Origin of the sequence: Streptomyces sp. NPDC059917 (assembly GCF_042730635.1) — a bacterium.
Taxonomy (GTDB): domain Bacteria; phylum Actinomycetota; class Actinomycetes; order Streptomycetales; family Streptomycetaceae; genus Streptomyces.
Genome location: NZ_JBHWLC010000080.1, coordinates 17,848 through 36,387 on the forward strand (window position 1 = coordinate 17,848; position 18,540 = coordinate 36,387).

An 18,540-nucleotide genomic window follows, 5' to 3' on the forward strand; every position below is an offset into this window, starting at 1 on the left:
CGCTAGCCTTTTTACGTGTCCGCGCGTCAGCCCGTCCTCACCGACCCCGAGCAGCTCAAGCAGCTCCTCGGGATCCCCTTCACGCCCGAACAGCTGGCCTGCGTCACCGCCCCGCCCGCCCCCCAGGTGATCGTCGCGGGCGCGGGTTCCGGCAAGACGACCGTCATGGCCGCCCGCGTGGTCTGGCTGGTCGGTACGGGCACGGTCGCCCCCGAGCAGGTCCTCGGCCTGACCTTCACGAACAAGGCCGCGGGCGAGTTGGCCGAGCGGGTACGGACGGCCCTCGCGCGGGCCGGGATCAGCGACCCCGACCCCTCGCCGGCCGACGACACGGCCGGCGGCGAGCCCCGGATCTCCACCTACCACTCCTTCGCCGGGCAGCTCCTGAAGGACCACGGGATGCGCATCGGGCTGGAGCCCAGCTCCCGACTGCTCGCCGACGCCACCCGCTTCCAGCTCGCCGCCCGCGTGCTGCGCGAGGCCCCCGGCCCCTACCCCTCGCTCACCAAGTCCGTCCCCGACCTGGTCAGCGACCTCCTCGCGCTGGACAGCGAGCTCTCCGAGCACCTGGTCGACCCGGCGGAGCTGCGCGTCCACGACACCGCCCTCCTCGACGCCCTCGCCGACGTCAAGCTCGGCAACGAAGACCTCCGCAAGGTCCCCGAGGCCGCCCGCGGCCGGCTCGAACTGCTGGAGCTGGTCGACCGCTACCGCGCCGCCAAGGCCTCCCGCGACCTGCTCGACTTCAGCGACCAGATAGCCCGCTCCGCCCAGCTGGCCACCACCCGCCCCGAGGTCGGCGCGCTGCTGCGCGAGGAGTTCCGCGTGGTCCTGCTCGACGAGTACCAGGACACCTCGGTCGCCCAGCGGCTGCTGCTGTCCGGCCTCTTCGGCGGGGGCACCGGCCACGCCGTGACCGCCGTCGGCGACCCCTGCCAGGCGATCTACGGCTGGCGCGGCGCCTCCGTCGCCAACCTCGACGACTTCCCCGAGCACTTCCCGCACGCCGACGGCGCCCCCGCCACCCGGCTCTCCCTCAGCGAGAACCGGCGCAGCGGCGGCCGCCTCCTCGACCTGGCCAACGGCCTGGCCGCGCCGCTGCGGTCCCTGCACGAAGGCGTGGAGGCACTGCGTCCGGCGCCCGGCGCCGAGCGCGACGGCTTCGTCCGCTGCGCCCTGCTGGAGACGCACGCCCAGGAGCTGGAGTGGCTCGCCGACTCCATCGCCCACCTGGTGCGCACCGGCAAGGAACCGGGCGAGATCGCCGTGCTGTGCCGCTCGGCCGGTGACTTCGCCGCGATCCAGGCCGCCCTGGTGGCCCGGGACGTCCCCGTCGAGGTCGTGGGCCTGTCCGGGCTGCTGCACCTGCCCGAGGTCGCCGACCTGGTCGCCGTCTGCGAGGTGCTCCAGGACCCCGGAGCCAACGCCGCCCTCGTCCGGCTGCTGATCGGACCGCGCTGGCGGATCGGCGCGCGCGACCTGGCCCTCCTCGGCCAGCGCGCCCGGCTGCTGGTCGCCCGCGCCCCCGCCACGGGCGACGACCCGGACCACCGGCTGGCCGCGGCCGTCGAGGGGGTCGACCCGGCCGAGGTCGTCTCGCTGGCCGACGCCCTGGAGAGCTTCCTCGGCGACGCCCCGCAGCAGGACGCGCTGCCCTTCTCCGCCGAGGCCCGGGTCCGCTTCGCGCACCTCGCCCAAGAGCTGCGCGACCTGCGCCGGGCCCTGTCCGACCCGCTCATGGACGTCCTGCACCGGGTGCTGGCCGCCACCGGGCTCGACGTCGAGCTGTCCGCGTCCCCGCACGCGCTCGCCGCCCGCCGCCGCGAGACCCTGTCCGGGTTCATGGACGTGGCCGCCGGCTTCGCCGCCCTCGACGGCGAGGCCACGCTGCTCGCCTTCCTCGCCTACCTGCGCACCGCCGCCCAGTACGAGAAGGGCCTCGACCAGGCCCTCCCCGGCGGGGAGAACACGGTCAAGGTGCTGACCGCCCACAAGTCCAAGGGCCTGGAGTGGGACGTCGTGGCCGTTCCCGGGCTGTATGCGGGCGCCTTCCCGAGCGAACGCTCCCGCGAGTCCTGGACCTCGTACGCGAAGGTCCTCCCGCACTCCCTGCGCGGCGACGCCGAGACCCTGCCCGCCGACCCGGAGTGGACCGCGGCCGGTCTCAAGAACTTCAAGGCACAGCTGCGCGCCCACCAGGCCACCGAAGAGCTGCGCCTCGGCTACGTGACCTTCACCCGCCCCCGGTCCCTGCTGCTGGCCTCCGGCCACTGGTGGGGCCCGACCCAGAAGCGCCGCCGCGGCCCCTCCTCCTTCCTGACCGACCTGTACGACCACTGCGCGGCCGGCTTCGGCGAGATCGAGGCCTGGGCCGAGGAGCCCGAGCCGGACGCCGTGAACCCGGCCCTGGACACCGCCGACGCCCCCGACCGCTCCTGGCCGCTCCCGCTGGACCCGGACTCCCTGGCCCTGCGCCGCCGCGCGGCGGCCCTGGTCGCCTCCTACCTGGCCGACCCGCCCGCCCCCGAGCCCGCCCCGGCCCCGCAGGACGACTACCTCTGGCCCCCGGACTGCGAAGAGCCCTGGCCGGACGAAGAACCCCCGCCCTGGCCGGACGACGAAGCCCCCTTCGCCGAAGCCGTTCCAGCCCCTCCGGCGTTCGAGGAACGGGGTCCGGGGCGGAGCCCCGAAGCCCCGCAGGGCCCCGGACCCGCACCCACCCCCGAGGCCCCGGCACAGGCAGCGGCGGCCCCGCCCCCCGACCCCGACCTCACTCCGGAGGAGACCCGCACCCTCACCTCCTGGGACAGGGACCTCGACGCCCTGGAGGGCGAGCTGCGCCGCTCCCGCGCCGCCGTCCGCGACGTCCAACTGCCCGCCACCCTCTCCGCGAGCCAGCTCCTGCGCCTGGCCGCCGACGAGGAGGGCTTCGTCCGCGACCTCGCGCGCCCGCTGCCCAAGCCCCCGCAGCCCGCCGCCCGCCAGGGCACCCGCTTCCACGCCTGGGTGGAGTCCCGGTTCGACGACCTGCCGCTGCCGCTGCTCGACGTACTGGACCCGGTCACCGAGCTGCCCGGCTCCGACCAGGAGGTGGCCGACGAGCGCGACCTGGACGCGCTGAAAGCCGCCTTCGAGCGCAGCCCGTACGCCGAGCGCACCCCGTACCGGATGGAGGTGCCCGTCCAGTTCACCCTCGCGGGCCGGGTCGTCCGGGGCCGGATCGACGCGGTCTACCGCAATGACGACGGCAGCTTCGAGATCGTCGACTGGAAGACCGGCCGCTCCGCCGAGGCCGATCCGCTCCAGCTCGCCGTCTACCGCCTGGCCTGGGCGGAAGCGACCGGAACCCCGCTCGACCGGATCACCGTCGCCTTCCTGCACGTCCGCAGCGGCCGGGTGATACGGCCCGCGAACCTGCCGACCAGGGCCCGTCTTGAGCGGATCCTCCAAGGCGAAACGGACACGGACGGCGCCCCACAGACGGACGGTTAGGCTCGTGGGTATGAGCCAGACCCCGGACAGCGCCGTCCGCACCTACATCGACACGCACCGCGCCGCCTTCCTCGACGACCTCGCCGAGTGGCTGCGCATCCCCTCCGTCTCGGCCCAGCCCGAGCACGCGGACGATGTGGAGCGCAGCGCGCGGTGGCTCGCCTCGGCGCTGGCCGGGACCGGCTTCCCGGTCACCGAGATCTGGCCCACTCCCGGCGCCCCGGCCGTCTTCGCCGAATGGCCCAGCGAGGACCCGGACGCGCCCGTCGTCCTGGTCTACGGCCACCACGACGTACAGCCCGCCGCGCTCGCCGACGGCTGGCACACCGAGCCGTTCGAGCCGGTGATCAAGGACAACCGGATGTACGGGCGGGGCGCGGCCGACGACAAGGGCCAGGTGTTCTTCCACACCCTCGGCGTACGGGCGCACCTGGCCGCGACCGGCGCCGCCGCCCCCGCCGTGCACCTCAAGCTGCTGATCGAGGGCGAGGAGGAGTCCGGCTCCACGAACTTCCGCGCCCTCGTCGAGGCCCAGGCCGCCCGCCTCGCCGCCGACGTCGTGATCGTCTCCGACACCGGCATGTGGTCCGAGACCACCCCGACCGTCTGCACCGGCATGCGCGGCATCGCCGACTGCGAGATCGAGCTGAACGGGCCGGACCAGGACATCCACTCCGGCGCCTTCGGCGGCGCCGTGCCCAATCCGGCGACCGTGGCCGCCCGCCTCGTCGCGGCGCTGCACGACGCCGACGAGCGGGTCACCGTCCCCGGCTTCTACGACGACATCGCCGTCCTGACGGACGCCGAGCGCGCGCTGATCGCCGAGCTGCCCTTCGACGAGGCCGAGTGGCTGCGCACCGCCAAGTCACACGCGGCCTCGGGGGAGGCCGGCTACTCCACCCTGGAGCGGGTCTGGGCCCGCCCGACGGCCGAGGTCAACGGCATCGGCGGCGGCTACCAGGGGCCCGGCGGCAAGACCATCGTCCCCGCCTCCGCCCAGCTGAAGCTGTCGTTCCGGCTGGTCTCCGGCCAGGACCCCTACGCGGTCCAGAAGGCCGTGACGGACTGGGTCGCGGCCCGGGTGCCCGACGGGATCCGCCACTCCATCGTCTGGGGCGCCCCCACCCGGCCCTGCCTGACCCCGCTGGACCACCCGGCGCTGCGGTCGGTCGTACGGGCCATGGGGCGCGCCTTCGGGGAGAAGATCCGCTTCACCCGCGAGGGCGGCTCGGGTCCCGCGGCGGACCTCCAGGACGTGCTGGGCGCGCCCGTGCTCTTCCTCGGGATCTCCGTACCCTCCGACGGCTGGCACTCGCCGAACGAGAAGGTCGAGCTGGACCTGCTGCTCAAGGGCGTCGAAACGACCGCGTACCTGTGGTCCGACCTCGCCGAGAACTGGAAGCCCGCGTCCGCGTCCGCCTCCGTGCCCACCGCCGGCTGATCGCGCCCGCACCCGCGCCCGTACCCGTCCCACCACTCCGGGGGAGTTGGAAGTACTAGTGAGCATCTCGACCGAGCACGCCGCCGACGGCCTGGCCGCCGACCGGCCCGTCTCGCTGACCGCGCCCAGCGGCATCGACCGCGCCGCGCACCACCGCCTCGACGAGGCCTGGCTGGCCGCGGCCTGGAGCCACCCGACGACCCGCGTCTTCGTGGTCTCCGGCGGCCAGGTGCTGATCGACGACACCCCGGACGGGGGCACGGAGATCGTCATGACCCCGGCCTTCGAGGCCCCGGCCACCGAGACGCACCGCTACTTCCTCGGTACCGGTGAGGACGGCGTGCGGTACTTCGCGCTCCAGAAGGACTCGCTGCCCGGCCGCATGGACCAGTCGGCCCGCCCGGCCGGCCTGCGCGAGGCCGGCCTGCTGCTCTCCCCGCGGGACGCCGGGCTGATGGTGCACGCGGTGGCCCTGGAGAACTGGCAGCGCATGCACCGCTTCTGTTCCCGCTGCGGCGAGCGCACGGTGGTCGCGGCCGCGGGCCACATCCGGCGCTGCCCGGGCTGCGGCGCGGAGCACTACCCGCGCACCGACCCGGCCGTGATCATGCTGGTCACCGACGACCAGGACCGCGCGCTGCTCGGCCGCCAGGTGCACTGGCCGGAGGGGCGCTTCTCGACCCTGGCGGGCTTCGTGGAGCCGGGCGAGGCCATCGAGCAGTCGGTGATCCGCGAGGTGTGGGAGGAGGCGGGCGTCCGGATCGGCGCGGTCGAGTACGTCGCCAGCCAGCCCTGGCCCTTCCCGTACAGCCTGATGCTCGGCTTCAACGCCCGCGCGATCTCCTCGGAGATCACCGTGGACGGCGAGGAGATCCAGGAGGCCCGCTGGTTCTCCCGCGAGGACCTGCGGCGCGCGATCGAGGCCGGCGAGGTGCTCCCGCCCGCGGGCATCTCCATCGCGGCCCGCCTGGTCGAGCTCTGGTACGGCGCCCCCCTCCCCAAGCCCACCGCCTGACGCCCGCACCCGGCCGCCCGCATCCGACCACCTGCACCCGCCCGCCCGCCCGCCCGGTACACGGACCGGGCGGCTGGGCGGTCGGTCGGCTGGTCGGGCGGCCGGGCGTCCGGGCGGTCGGGAACAAATCATTTGTCGACTTCTGTCCGCCTGCGGATGATGGTCCGTCGTGAGTACCCCCCGACGCCTTTCCGCGCTCCTGCCTGATCTGACGCCCTGGCGTTCCAGCCGCGACTTCCGACTGCTCTTCTGGCAGGGCACGGTCACCTTCTTCGGTTCCTTCATGGCGATGATCGCCCTGCCGCTCCAGATCAAGCACCTCACGGACTCACCGCTGGCGGTGGGCGCGATGGGCGCGGTGGAGCTCGTACCGATGGTGGTGTGCGGCCTCTACGGCGGGGCGCTCGCGGACGCGGTGGACCGGCGGCGGCTGATCCTGCTGACCGAGGCGGGTCTCGGTGTCCTGGCCCTGATCCTGCTGGTCAACGCGGTCCTCCCGGACCCGCTCCTGTGGCCGCTGTACGTGGTCGCCGCGGGCGTCTCCGGTCTCGCGGGCCTCCAGCGGCCCGCCCTGGACTCCCTGATGGCCCGGATCGTCCCGCACGACCAGATGACGGCCGCGGCCGCCCTGAACTCGCTGCGCTACAACATCGGCGCCATCGCCGCACCGTCCCTGGCGGGCCTGGTCGTGGCGTGGGCGGGGTACGCCTGCGCCTACGGGGTCACGGTGATCGGCTTCGTCGCCTCCGTGCTGCTGTGCACCCGGCTGGCGCCCGCGCCGCCCGTCCAGGGCAGTGAGCGGCCCTCGCTGCGCTCGATCGCCGAAGGCGCCCGGTACGCGTGGAGCAGGCCGGTGCTGCTCGGCACCTACGCGGTGGACCTCGCGGCGATGTTCTTCGCCTTCCCCAACACGATCTTCCCGTTCCTCGCGGACGAGCTGGACGCGGTGTGGGCCCTGGGCCTGATGTACGGGGCGGGCGCGGTCGGCTCCCTCCTGCTGGGCCTGACCAGCGGCTGGACCTCGCGCGTCCACCGGCACGGCCTGCTGGTGATCGGCGGGGCGACCGTGTGGGGGCTGGCCGTGGCGGCAGCGGGCTGGACCGGCAGCATCTGGGTGGTGCTGGCCTGCCTGGCCGTGGCGGGCGCGGGCGACATGCTGAGCGGCCTCGGCCGCGCCACGATCTGGAACCAGACCATCCCCGAGGAGCTGCGCGGCCGGCTCGCCGGCATCGAGGTCCTCTCCTACAGCGTCGGCCCGCAGCTCGGCCAGGTCCGGGCGGGCACCATGGCGGGCTGGACCGGCACCCGCTCCGCGTTCTGGACCGGCGGCGTGGCCTGCGTGGCCTCGGTGGCCGTCCTGTCCGCGCTGCTCCCCAAGCTGTTCACCTACGACGCCCGCACCGACGAGGACGCGCTCCGCCGCCGGGCCGACCGCGAGGCCGCCGCCGGAACGACCCCGGACGCCGCCGCCGACCGGGCCCCGGCCGCCTGACCGCACGCGCAAGGGCCCCCGCCGGAGCGGGGGCCCTTGCGCGTACATCAGGAGGAGATCAGACGGCGAGCGCCTGCTTGACCTGGGCCAGGCTCGGGTTCGTCATCACGGACTCGGTGCCCGTGGGCGCCACGACGAGCAGGGTGGGAACGGTCTGGTTGCCACCGTTGGCCTTCTCGACGAAGGCGGCCGACTCGGGGTCCTGCTCGATGTTGATCTCGGTGTAGGCGATGCCTTCCCGGTCCAGCTGGCTCTTCAGCCGGCGGCAGTAGCCGCACCACGTGGTGCTGTACATCGTCACGGAACCCTTGTCCTGCATGGCGGGAGCTCTCCTTCTGAGGGGCTGGTGGGCGGTCTGGATGCGTCCGAGTAGTCGAACGTACGAAGGCGCCCGCCCATTCCCGGGGCCCCGGTGCGGGGGGCGACCGGGGGAGGGCGTGCGTTCGTATGACCGGTTCGGACCGGCTGTGGACAGGTTTCTCGCCCGACCCACCGGACCTGGCAGCATGGCGGGGTGACAGCAGCAACGCACTCCTCATCCTTCCCGGCCGCCGCCGACTCGGCCGACGCGGTGCTCCTGGGCCTGGACCCGGAGCAGCGCGAGGTCGCCACGACCCTGCAGGGGCCGGTGTGCGTGCTGGCGGGTGCCGGTACGGGCAAGACGCGGGCCATCACCCACCGCATCGCCTACGGGGTGCGTTCCGGCCAGCTGATGCCGGCGAGCGTGCTGGCGGTCACCTTCACCAACCGCGCCGCGGGCGAGATGCGCGGGCGGTTGCGAACCCTGGGCGCCGGCGGCGTCCAGGCGCGGACCTTCCACTCCGCCGCGCTGCGCCAGCTCCAGTACTTCTGGCCCAAGGCGATCGGCGGCGACGTTCCGCGCCTGGTCGAGCGCAAGATCCAGCTCGTGGCCGAGGCCGGTGCGCGCTGCCGGATCCGCCTCGACCGCAATGAGCTGCGCGACGTCACCGGCGAGATCGAGTGGGCCAAGGTCACCCAGACCGTCCCCGCCGACTACCCGGCGGCCGCCCTCAAGGCGGGGCGCGAGGCCCCCCGGGACATGGCCGAGATCGCCCAGATCTACGGCACCTACGAGCAGCTCAAGCGCGACCGGTCGATGATCGACTTCGAGGACGTGCTGCTGCTCACCGTCGGCATCCTCCAGGACCGCCACGACATCGCCGAACAGATCCGCACCCAGTACCAGCACTTCGTCGTCGACGAGTACCAGGACGTCAGCCCCCTCCAGCAGCGCCTGCTGGAGCTGTGGCTCGGCGATCGGGACAGCCTGTGCGTCGTCGGCGACGCCAGCCAGACGATCTACTCCTTCACCGGCGCCACCCCGGACCACCTGCTCGGCTTCCGCACCCGCTACCCGCAGGCCACCGTGGTCAAGCTGGTCCGCGACTACCGCTCCACCCCGCAGGTGGTCCATCTCGCCAACGGGCTGCTCGGCCAGGCCACCGGCCGGGCCGCCGAGCACCGCCTGGAGCTGGTCTCCCAGCGCGAGGCGGGCCCCGACCCGGCGTACGCCGAGTACCCCGACGAGCCCGCCGAGGCGGAGGGGGTCGCCGGGCGGATCCGGGACCTGATCGCCGCGGGCGTCCCCGCGGGCGAGATCGCCGTGCTGTACCGCATCAACGCCCAGTCCGAGGTGTACGAGCAGGCCCTCGCCGATGCCGGCGTGCCCTACCAGCTGCGCGGCGCGGAGCGGTTCTTCGAGCGCCCCGAGGTCAAGAAGGCCATGCTCACCCTCAGGGGCGCCGCGCGCTCCGGGGGGAACGACCCGCTGGTCGACGAGGTCGTCGGGCTGGCCTCCCAGGTCCGGGCCGTGCTCAGCTCCAACGGCTGGACCACCGAGCCGCCGGCCGGGTCCGGGGCCGTGCGCGACCAGTGGGAATCGCTCGCCGCGCTGGTCCGCCTCGCGGAGGACTTCGCCCGCGCCAGACCCGGGGCCACCCTGGCCGACCTCGCGGTCGAGCTGGAGGAGCGGATGGCCGCCCAGCACGCCCCGACCGTCCAGGGCGTCACCCTGGCCTCGCTGCACGCGGCCAAGGGCCTGGAGTGGGACGCGGTCTTCCTCGTCGGCCTCACCGACGGCATGATGCCGATCACCTACGCCAAGACCGACGAGCAGGTCGAGGAGGAGCGCCGGCTGCTCTACGTCGGCGTCACCCGGGCGAGGGTGCACCTGACGCTCTCCTGGTCCCTGTCGCGGGCTCCGGGCGGTCGGGCGGCCCGCAGGCCCAGCCGCTTCCTGAACGGCCTGCGACCGGGCTCCACGGCCGCGGGGAGCCGTTCGGCGGTCGCGATCGCCGAGCGCGGGGCCCGCAAGCGGGTCCGGCGCGGGCCCGCGCTGTGCCGGGTCTGCGGCAAGACCCTGACCGAGGCGGGCGAGCTGAAGCTGATGCGGTGCGAGGACTGCCCGTCCGACATGGACGAAGGCCTCTACGAGCGGCTGCGGGACTGGCGCGCGGGCCAGGCGAAGGAGCTGGGCCAGCCCGCCTACTGCGTCTTCACGGACAAGACCCTGATGGCGATCGCGGAGGCCGCGCCGTCCGAGGCGGGGGAGCTGTCGATGATCTCGGGTGTGGGTGGACGAAAGCTCGACCGGTTCGGGGCGGATGTCCTGGCCATCTGCGCAGGTGAGGAGCCTGGGAGCGGTGTCGCGGACGACGCGTAGAAACTCGTCGGAAAAATAGTTTGCACATGCCCTGTGAAGCCCCATAGGTTCTTAGCAACGGAAACGGTGGCTTCTCCGAAGCCCCGGATTCGTGCTGTACTTATCCGAATACGCATGGGACAGGCCCTCGGGCCGACTCCCCGAGACGCCGAGAGGAGGCGAGACCAGTGACCAGCTTGATGACCACCACCAAACTGACCGATCGCTCGGTTGCCGCTTCCTCCTGCCTGCTTCTCGCTACCTCTGCGCCCTCCGTCCTGGGCACCGGTCTGTCCGCCATTTCCGCGGTCAGCCCCGTCGCCCTGGTCACCCGCCGGGTGAGCGAGCGCAATGAACGACCGTTCCAGGCACCGGTGGCAGTAGCAGCTGGCCAGGCCAAGGCGCATGCCTATGGCGGCTTTGCGGCGGCAGCCGGTGCCGGAAACCAGACGAAGCAGACGACGCAGCACCACCTGATGTGGGCCTTCCGCGGGCTCGAACCCTGGAGTGATCCAGTCTGATCGAAAGATCAGACCGGCGCCTTCAGGGCCGCGGAACCCCACCCGGGATCCGCGGCCCTTTTGTTTGTCCCCGACCGGGGACGACAACACGAAGGGGCCACGGGACTGGCAAGAACAGGTACCAGCCGAACCCGGCCGACCGGCCGGAACGACTTGACGAACCAGACGAGGAAGAAACCACCGTGCAACTCGAAGCGCACGCCCCGTCCGTACCGCAGACCCAGACGATCTCCCCGCCCGCAGTCCCGGAGGACTCCACCTTGACTCCCCTCACCGCGCTCACCGCGCTCGACGACGCCATCGAGAACCTCGGCGTACCCGTCGCCTGCCGCACCTACGACCCGGAGGTCTTCTTCGCCGAGTCCCCGGCCGATGTCGAGTACGCCAAGTCGCTCTGCCGCACGTGCCCGCTGGTCGAGGCCTGCCTCGCCGGTGCGGTCGAGCGCCGCGAGCCCTGGGGCGTCTGGGGTGGCGAGCTCTTCGTCCAGGGCGTCGTCGTCGCCCGCAAGCGTCCGCGTGGTCGTCCGCGCAAGAACCCGGTCGTCGCGGCATGAACACCACCGGAACCATCGACCGCCCCCTGACGCGCGATCCCCTGAAGCAGGCCCTCATGACCCCGCAGCACACGAGCGAGCAGCCGTCCGGCTCCGCCACCGAAGACTTCATCACCATGGGCGCGATCACCTCGCGTCAGAACAGGACCCGCGAGATGCAACTCATTCCAGAAGCCCTGGCCCGTGCCCATATGGCCGACCGCATGCGTGAGGCCGACGGCGAACGCCGCGCCCTGCGCGTGGTCGCCGCCCGCCGCATGCAGCGGCGAGCCGAGCGCGTGTCCCTGCGCGCCCGTCGTGCACTGGCCATGGCCGTCATGAACTGACCCAGGCACCGCCTGGAGTGACACCAGCAGACCCACCGGGGGGCCGCTCCGAACGGAGCGGCCCCCCGGTGCGTTGCGGAACGCCGCGCACCGGGCGGCGGTATCGTCGGGAGGTGGACCAGCCGACTCCCCGCCCCGCGCCCCAGGGTTGTGAGGCCCCTCCCGTCACCTGCGCGCGCTGTGGCGCCCGCGCCCCCGAGGGCGCACCGCCCACGTGGACCTGCTCCGTCGAGAACGGCAGCAGGCAGTACTTCTGCCACGACTGCGCCCGGGCCAACCTCCGCGCGATCGAGGGCAGGCTCGACTCCTCCTGGTGGTGAGCCGGGAAGCGGCGCGACGGCTCAGGACTCCGGCAGGAACCCCGGGAGCCAGGCCTCCAGTTCCTCCCGCAGACGCACCGTCGCACCCAACTGGCACAGCACCCCGATCGTGCTCAGCGTCACCCGGTGGATCAGCAAGTAGGACGGCGGGAGGTTGATCTGCCGGCCCAACTGGTGCGCGGGGGAGCGCGGGTCGGCGATCCGGGCCGCCTGGCTGCGCATCCACGCCCGGGTGAAGGTGAACTCGTCGACCTTCGCCGGCTCGATGATCGGGCGGAGGTAGTCCAGCACCGCGTCCGGGTCCAGCTCGATGGACTCCTTCACGAAGCCCTCGGCGCACAGGTGCCCGTAGACCCCCTCGGCGTCGTCGTCCAGGGTCATCCGCAAGGAGCGGCCCACCGGCTTGGGCAGCCCGCCCGGGAGGCGGTCGACCGTACCGAAGTCCAGCACCCCCAAGCGGAGTCGGCCGTCCGGGCTCTCCATCAGCCGGAAGTTGCCCGGATGCGGATCGGCGTGCAGCAGCCCGGTGCGTGCGGGACCGGAGAAGAGGAACCGGGCCAGCAACTGCCCGGCGCGGTCGCGCTCCTCCTGGGTGCCGTCGGCGATGATCTCCGACAGGGGCGTCCCCTCGATCCACTCGGTCACCAGCACCTGGTCGCTCTGGTGCACGACGTCCGGCACGACCACGTCGGGGTCGCCCTCGAAGGCCTCCGCGTGGATCCGCTGGGCCTCCGCCTCCAACTCGTAGTCCAGCTCCTCCGACACCCGGTCGCGCAACTCGGTGATCAGCGGCTTGATCTCCATGCCCGGGATCAGCGGTCCCAGCAGCCCCGCGAAGCGGCCGAGCTGCTTGAGGTCCGACAGCAGCGCCTCCCCGGCCCCCGGGTACTGCACCTTGACCGCGACCTGCCGCCCGTCGTGCCACACGGCCCGGTGGACCTGGCCGATGGACGCGGCCGCCGCGGGCTTGTCCTCGAACTCCGAGAACAACGCCCGCCAATCCTCGCCGAGCCGCTCCGCCAGTACCTGGTGCACCCGCGCGGCGGGCAGCGGCGGGGCGGCCTCCTGGAGCTTGGTCAGCGCGGCCCGGTAGGGCCCGGCGACCTCCTCGGGCAGCGCCGCCTCGAAGACCGACATGGCCTGCCCGAACTTCATCGCACCGCCCTTCAACTCACCCAGGGTGCGGAAGAGCTGTTCGGCGGTGCGCTGTTGCAGTTCGCGCGCGACGATCTCCGCCGACTTGCCCCCGATCCGCTTCCCCAACCCCCAGGTGGCCCGGCCGGCCATGCCGAGCGGCAGCGCGGCCAGCTTGACGGTACGAGTGACCGCCTTCCGGGGAAGATCAGACATGTGCCCCTCCAGTTCCCAGCCAGCCGCGCCGCACGCGGCGCTTACCCGGCCATTGTGTCCTGTCCCTCTCGGGCGACGGAGGAGTCCCCCTCCCCGGACCCCGCCGCCCCGCACGGGCACTCCGGATGAGCCCGCACCCGGGCCCGCTCCCAGTGCAGCCCGGGCAGCGCCGCCTCCCAGCGGGCCCCCGTCGACGCGGGCAACTCCCCGTCCAGGAAGGCCAGCGCGTGGGCCGCCGCCAACCCCGCCACCGCCGTGGCCAACCCCAGGTCACAGGCGACCGGGCCACGGCGCCGGTGGGCCCCGCGCCACTGCACCAGCATCCGCGCCCACCCCCGGTCCCGTGCCACCCGCGCCCGCTCCATGCACCCCGCGCACCCCGTCGTCCCCGGCAGCACCAGCGGCCCCACCAACCCGGTCCCCTCCAGCACCCCCGCATACAGATGGGGAATCCCCGCGGCCACCCAATCCGCGGCGGTGTCCGGATCCGGGGCCCACGCCTGGAGCCCGTCCCGGGGCGCGACCACCACCAGGGCGAGCCCCGGCTCGGGCCCCTCCCGCTCCTGGGCCCGTGGCGCCCGCCCCGGAGCCGACGCCCGCACCAGCGCCCCCGCCGCCTCCGCCCGCGGGCGGCCCACGCTCTCCGGTCCGAGCCCGCCGGGCGCCACGTCCCCCGGCTCCACCCGGCCGCCGTCCAGCACCTCGACCCGGCCCACCCCGGCCCCCGCCAGCACCGCCGCGATCAGCGCGCCCACCCGACCGCTGCCCCGCACCTGCACCCGCACGGTCCGGCGCGCCGCGATCCCCCGCAGATCACCGCCGGGCTCCCGGCGCACCAGGGACAGCGAACCCCGGTCGGGCCCCAGCCGCTCCAGCACCTCCGGGCGCCGCAGCAACGACTGGGCCCGCGGACCGCCCGCCGTGGCGTCGTCGAGCACCCCCGCCGCCGCGAGCCGTCGCACCAGCTCGTCCACCTGCCCGCCCGGCAGCCCCAGCGCGGCCCCCTCCTTGCGCAGCAGTTCCATGCCGCGGGTCCCGTCGAGCCTTTCGAGCAGGCTTCCCGTCGCCGTGTCCACCGGCCCGAACACCACCGCGTGCGCGGGCGTCACCCCGAACTGCACGGTCTGCAGGTCCCGCCAGGCCCGCGCCAGCGCGGGCTTCACCTTCGGATACATCACCCTTCCCCCTTTCGCCTTTCGCCCACCGGGCCGCGGCCCCGACGCCGCTCTCGCAGCATGACCGCACCCCGTCCGCGGCGCGGAAAGTTATCCACAGGTGGACCCGATTCGGCATATGAGACGACCGCCCGGGGCATCCGGGGGTATCCGCGGGCATTCGGGGGCGCCGAAGGGAGCGAACCGCGAATCGATCATGTTCGAACCGTCGCGGGGCGGGACTTCGGCCCTGGCCACCGGGTACGGTCGTGCCGTGTCCGCCGATCCACCGCACCGCGCCGTCGAAGTACGCCGGAGTGCGCGCCGCCGAAGGACCGTCTCCGCCTACCGCGAGGGTGACCGGACGGTCGTGCTCATCCCTGCCCGGATGTCCGAGGCGGAGGAGCAGCGCTGGGTGGGCGTGATGCTCGACAAGCTTGCCGCGCAGGAGAGCAAGCGGACCCCGGGGGACGCGGAACTCACCGAGCGCGCCGCGCGTCTGTCCGAGCAGTACTTCGGCGGCCGCGCGCGCCCCGGCTCGGTCCGCTGGGTCACCAACCAGAACACCCGCTGGGGCTCCTGCACCCCCGCCGAGGCCAGCATCCGGCTGTCCCACCGCCTCCAGGGCATGCCGGAGTACGTGCTGGACTACGTCCTCCTGCACGAGTTGGCGCACCTGCTGGTCCCGGGGCACGGCCCGAGCTTCTGGCAGCTCCTGGAGGCGTACCCCCGTACGGAGCGGGCGCGCGGCTACCTCGAAGGCGTGGTCGCGGCGGAGCGCCTGCCCAAGGTCCCGGCCGCGCGCGAGGAATGAGCCCGCGCCGCCGCGCCCCGTGACGCGCCCCGTGACGCGCCCCGCGACGTGACCCGTCCGTGATGTGTACCGGGTCGGTACCGGCTTGGTTCGATGTCGGCGGGAGCCGTTAGCCTGACGGGCACGCATTCATCGTCGGGATGGGGGACGGTCGTTACGTATGGCCAGGGAATTCCAGCGCGGCCACAAGGCCAAGATCAGTGATCTCACCGCGGGCACCGATCTGTACGTGGGCGTACAGATCGCCGGGCCGGGGCTGACCTTCGACATCAGCTGCTTCGGCCTCGACGCGGACGAGCGGCTGTCGGACGACCGCTACTTCATCTTCTTCAACCAGCCCAAATCGCCCGAGGAGTCCATCCAGCTCCTCGGTCAGCAGGCCGGTGACAGCGAATCCTTCCGGGTGACCCTGGACCGCGTCCCGGCGGGCATCCGCAAGCTCTCCTTCACGGCGACGATCGACGGCGCCGGCCAGATGTCCCAGATCGGTCCGGGCTACATCCGGGTCGTCGCCGGCGGCGAGGAAGTGGTCCGCTACTCCTTCACCGGCGCGGAGTTCAGCACCGAGCGCGCCGTGATGCTGGGCGACTTCTACTTCAAGGACGCGTGGCGCTTCGCCGCCGTCGGCCAGGGCTTCGACGGCGGCCTGGAAGCGCTGCTGAAGAACTTCGGCGGCGAGGTCGTCGAGGAAGAGGCCCCAGCCCCGCAGCAGCAGGCCCCGCAGCAGGGCGCCGCCGCGCCCTCCTTCGCGCCCCCGGCCTTCGCCGCCCCGCCCGGGGCCCCCGCGCAGGCCGCACCGCCGCAGCAGCCGCAGTACCAGCAGCCGCCGCAGGCCCAGCCGCCGCAGCACACGCCGCCCCCGGCCCCCGCGCCGTACGCCGCGCCGCCGCAGCCCGCCCCCGCGATGCACGCCGCCCCCACCATGGTGGGCCCGCTCGCACCCGCCCCGGCGGCCCCCGGCCCGTACGGCCAGCCCGTGCACCCGCCGCAGCCGCCGCCGAGCCCGTCGTACGGGCGCCAGGTCCCGGGCCAGGCTCCCGGTCAGTACCCGCCGCCGCCCGCCCCGGCCGGTCCCTACGGCCAGCCGCCGCAGCCCTCGTACGGACACCAGGTCCCCGGCCAGGCCCCCGGCGGCTACCCGCCGCCCGGCGCGCCCGGCGCCCCGTACGGCCAGCAGCCCGGCATGCCGGCGCAGACCCCCGCCGCCCCCGGCCTCACCTCCGCCCTCCAGCTCTACAAGGAGGCCCCCACCGGCGCCCGCTGGACCGCGCAGAACCACCAGCTCATGCGCGTCGACCTGGGCGTCGGCGGTCAGCCCGTCCTCGCCCGCCAGGGCAGCATGGTGCTGTACCAGGGCAAGGTGGACTTCAGCTACAAGGGCGCGGGCTTCGCCGGCCGCATCGTTGGCAACGCCACCGGCCAGGAGATGCAGCTCATGCGCTGCACCGGCCGCGGCCAGGTCTTCCTCGCCGAGAACGGCACCCACCTGCACGCCATCGAGCTCCAGGGCGACGGGATCTGCGTCTCCGCCGAGAGCGTGCTCGCCTTCGACGAGTCGCTCCAGCACGAGGTGCGCCGCATCGAGGGCCACGGCATTCCGGGCGGCGCCCTGTTCACCATGCAGTTCCAGGGCTCCGGCACGGTCGTCGTCAAGACGCACGGCACCCCCGTGGTCCTGCCGGTCACCCCGACCACCTTCGCCGACAGCAATGCGATCGTCGCGTGGTCCGCGGGCGCCCAGGTGGTCATTTCCAGCCAGGTCAGGCTGCGCCGCAACGCCTACCCCGGGCACAGCGGGGAGACCGTGAACCTCCAGTTCCGGGGAGCCCCCGGAAACTTCATCATCGTCCAGCCCTACGAGGTCTGAGGGAGCCCGCCATGAACGCAATGAACGCCATGAACCCGCAGCTCGCCGGCTACGCCCCGACCCCCGTCGCGGCCCGCATGGAGAACCACGGGCGCGCCATGCTCAAGGTCGCCATGCAGAGCGGCCACGACCTCTTCGCGCGCACCGGCTCGATGGTCGCCTACGAGGGCTTCGTGCAGTACGAGCCCAACCCGCCCGCCGTGCGCCAGATGGCCTCGCAGTGGCTGACGGGCGAGGGCGCACCGCTGATGAAGTGCACCGGCGACGGCCTGCTCTACCTCGCCGACTACGGCGCGGACGTCGTCGTCATCAACCTCAACAACGACGCCCTCTCCGTCAACGGCACCAACCTGCTCGCCTTCGACGCCCACCTCACCTGGGGCGTCGAGCGGGTCAAGGGGCTGGCGAAGTTCGCGGGCCAGGGGCTCTTCAACGTCCAGGTCTCCGGCACCGGCTGGGTCGCCCTGACCTCGCGGGGCACGCCGATCGTGGTCGACTGCGGCCGCGGCGAGGACGAGACGTACGTCGACCCGGACGCGCTCGTCGCCTGGTCGCCGAACCTCAAGGTCAAGGGCAAGCGCAGCTTCAAGGCCTCGTCGATGATCGGCCGCGGCAGCGGGGAGGCCTTCCAGATGGCCTTCTCCGGCCAGGGGATCGTCGTCGTACAGCCGAGCGAGGACAGCACCGACCGGCTCCGGGCCCGGGGCTGAGGGGGAGCGGACACATCATGCAAAGTGCACTTTTCAGCCACTCCGAGGCGCAGTCCCAGGAGCGGTACGTCGTGCAGAACCCGCAGATGCTGCGGGTCTCCCTCACCGGCCAGGACGACGTCCTCGCCCGCAAGGGATCGATGGTCGCCTACCAGGGGCTGATCGACTTCGACGGCGAGTACCAGAGCGGCAACCAGCGCAACGCCCGCGCCCGCACCGGTGAGGGCCTCGACCTCATGCGCTGCTCGGGGCAGGGGACGGTGTACTTCGCCAACCTCGCCCAGGACGTGCACGTGGTGGACGTCGACCAGGACGGCCTGACCGTGGACAGCAGCTACGTCCTGGCCCTCGACTCCACCCTGCACACCGAGGCCATCGCGGTCGACAGCCAGTACGGGATCTCCGGCTCGGGGAAGTACCAGCTGAACATCACCGGCCGCGGCAAGGTCGCCCTGATGACCTCGGGGCAGCCGCTGATGCTCCAGATCACGCCCGACAAGTACGTCAACGTCGACGCGGACGCCATCGTCGCCTGGTCCACCTCGCTGCGCGTGCAGATGCAGGCCCAGACGCACTCCACCGGCGTGTGGCGGCGCCGCGGGAACACCGGCGAGGGCTGGGAGCTCAGCTTCCTCGGCCAGGGCTTCGCCCTGGTGCAGCCCAGCGAGCTGCTCCCGCCGCAGAACGCGCAGCTCGGGCAGGGCCTCGCCGCGCAGTACGGCATGGGCCAGCAGGGCGCCCACGCGCAGAACCAGAACAACGCCTGGAACTGACGCCCGGCGCCACGGCGCGGGGGCGGGCCCGGATCCCGAGGATCCGGGC

The 18,540-nt window shown here is 73.2% G+C and carries 16 protein-coding genes; 13 read left to right on the forward strand and 3 right to left on the reverse strand.

Annotation, left to right across the window (positions count from 1 at the left end):
* Nucleotides 1-15: 15 nt before the first annotated feature.
* From ACFWAR_RS32440 to ACFWAR_RS32455, 4 genes are all read left to right on the forward strand, one after another.
* Nucleotides 16-3,492: a UvrD-helicase domain-containing protein gene (locus ACFWAR_RS32440; RefSeq protein WP_385785013.1), complete on the forward strand. Its 3,477-nt coding sequence runs from the start codon at nt 16-18 to the stop codon at nt 3,490-3,492.
* Nucleotides 3,493-3,502: 10 nt separating this feature from the next.
* Nucleotides 3,503-4,933, forward strand: a complete 1,431-nt coding sequence (locus tag ACFWAR_RS32445) for a dipeptidase (protein WP_385785015.1) — start codon at nt 3,503-3,505, stop codon at nt 4,931-4,933.
* A 64-nt stretch (nt 4,934-4,997) separates the two neighbouring features.
* Nucleotides 4,998-5,948 (forward strand): NAD(+) diphosphatase, encoded by a 951-nt coding sequence (gene nudC / locus ACFWAR_RS32450; protein WP_385785048.1) that lies wholly within the window; start codon nt 4,998-5,000, stop codon nt 5,946-5,948.
* A gap of 169 nt (nt 5,949-6,117) precedes the next feature.
* Nucleotides 6,118-7,440, forward strand: coding sequence for an MFS transporter (locus tag ACFWAR_RS32455; RefSeq protein WP_385785017.1), 1,323 nt, complete (start codon nt 6,118-6,120; stop codon nt 7,438-7,440).
* A 58-nt stretch (nt 7,441-7,498) separates the two neighbouring features.
* Here ACFWAR_RS32455 and ACFWAR_RS32460 read toward each other — a convergent pair whose 3' ends face one another.
* Nucleotides 7,499-7,759 (reverse strand): mycoredoxin, encoded by a 261-nt coding sequence (locus ACFWAR_RS32460; protein WP_385785020.1) that lies wholly within the window; start codon nt 7,757-7,759, stop codon nt 7,499-7,501.
* 195 nt (nt 7,760-7,954) lie between these two features.
* Between ACFWAR_RS32460 and ACFWAR_RS32465 the strand changes: the two genes are divergently transcribed.
* The 5 genes from ACFWAR_RS32465 (at nt 7,955) to ACFWAR_RS32485 (ending at nt 11,823) form a co-directional block, all read left to right on the forward strand.
* Nucleotides 7,955-10,123 (forward strand): ATP-dependent DNA helicase UvrD2, encoded by a 2,169-nt coding sequence (locus ACFWAR_RS32465; protein WP_385785023.1) that lies wholly within the window; start codon nt 7,955-7,957, stop codon nt 10,121-10,123.
* A 167-nt stretch (nt 10,124-10,290) separates the two neighbouring features.
* Complete coding sequence (locus ACFWAR_RS32470) at nt 10,291-10,623, forward strand: hypothetical protein (RefSeq protein WP_385785026.1); 333 nt, start codon at nt 10,291-10,293, stop codon at nt 10,621-10,623.
* A gap of 182 nt (nt 10,624-10,805) precedes the next feature.
* Complete coding sequence (locus tag ACFWAR_RS32475; protein WP_330332501.1) at nt 10,806-11,177, forward strand: WhiB family transcriptional regulator; 372 nt, start codon at nt 10,806-10,808, stop codon at nt 11,175-11,177.
* On the forward strand, nt 11,174-11,503 hold the full coding sequence (locus tag ACFWAR_RS32480; protein WP_385785029.1) for a hypothetical protein: 330 nt from the start codon (nt 11,174-11,176) through the stop codon (nt 11,501-11,503). The genes ACFWAR_RS32475 and ACFWAR_RS32480 overlap by 4 nt, the downstream gene beginning before the upstream one ends.
* Before the next feature lie 113 nt (nt 11,504-11,616).
* Complete coding sequence (locus ACFWAR_RS32485; protein WP_385785032.1) at nt 11,617-11,823, forward strand: hypothetical protein; 207 nt, start codon at nt 11,617-11,619, stop codon at nt 11,821-11,823.
* A gap of 21 nt (nt 11,824-11,844) precedes the next feature.
* On the opposite strand, the gene ACFWAR_RS32490 is transcribed toward ACFWAR_RS32485, so the two are convergent.
* Together ACFWAR_RS32490 and ACFWAR_RS32495 are read right to left on the reverse strand one after the other, a co-directional pair.
* Nucleotides 11,845-13,173, reverse strand: coding sequence for an ABC1 kinase family protein (locus tag ACFWAR_RS32490; RefSeq protein ID WP_385785035.1), 1,329 nt, complete (start codon nt 13,171-13,173; stop codon nt 11,845-11,847).
* 41 nt (nt 13,174-13,214) lie between these two features.
* On the reverse strand, nt 13,215-14,348 hold the full coding sequence (locus tag ACFWAR_RS32495) for a TOMM precursor leader peptide-binding protein (protein WP_385785037.1): 1,134 nt from the start codon (nt 14,346-14,348) through the stop codon (nt 13,215-13,217).
* A 196-nt stretch (nt 14,349-14,544) separates the two neighbouring features.
* Between ACFWAR_RS32495 and ACFWAR_RS32500 the strand changes: the two genes are divergently transcribed.
* From ACFWAR_RS32500 to ACFWAR_RS32515, 4 genes are all read left to right on the forward strand, one after another.
* Complete coding sequence (locus ACFWAR_RS32500; RefSeq protein ID WP_385785040.1) at nt 14,545-15,141, forward strand: M48 family metallopeptidase; 597 nt, start codon at nt 14,545-14,547, stop codon at nt 15,139-15,141.
* 160 nt (nt 15,142-15,301) lie between these two features.
* Nucleotides 15,302-17,008 (forward strand): TerD family protein, encoded by a 1,707-nt coding sequence (locus ACFWAR_RS32505; RefSeq protein WP_385785043.1) that lies wholly within the window; start codon nt 15,302-15,304, stop codon nt 17,006-17,008.
* A 29-nt stretch (nt 17,009-17,037) separates the two neighbouring features.
* Nucleotides 17,038-17,718 (forward strand): AIM24 family protein, encoded by a 681-nt coding sequence (locus ACFWAR_RS32510; RefSeq protein WP_351043374.1) that lies wholly within the window; start codon nt 17,038-17,040, stop codon nt 17,716-17,718.
* A 17-nt stretch (nt 17,719-17,735) separates the two neighbouring features.
* Nucleotides 17,736-18,491 (forward strand): AIM24 family protein, encoded by a 756-nt coding sequence (locus ACFWAR_RS32515; RefSeq protein WP_385785046.1) that lies wholly within the window; start codon nt 17,736-17,738, stop codon nt 18,489-18,491.
* Nucleotides 18,492-18,540: the final 49 nt, after the last annotated feature.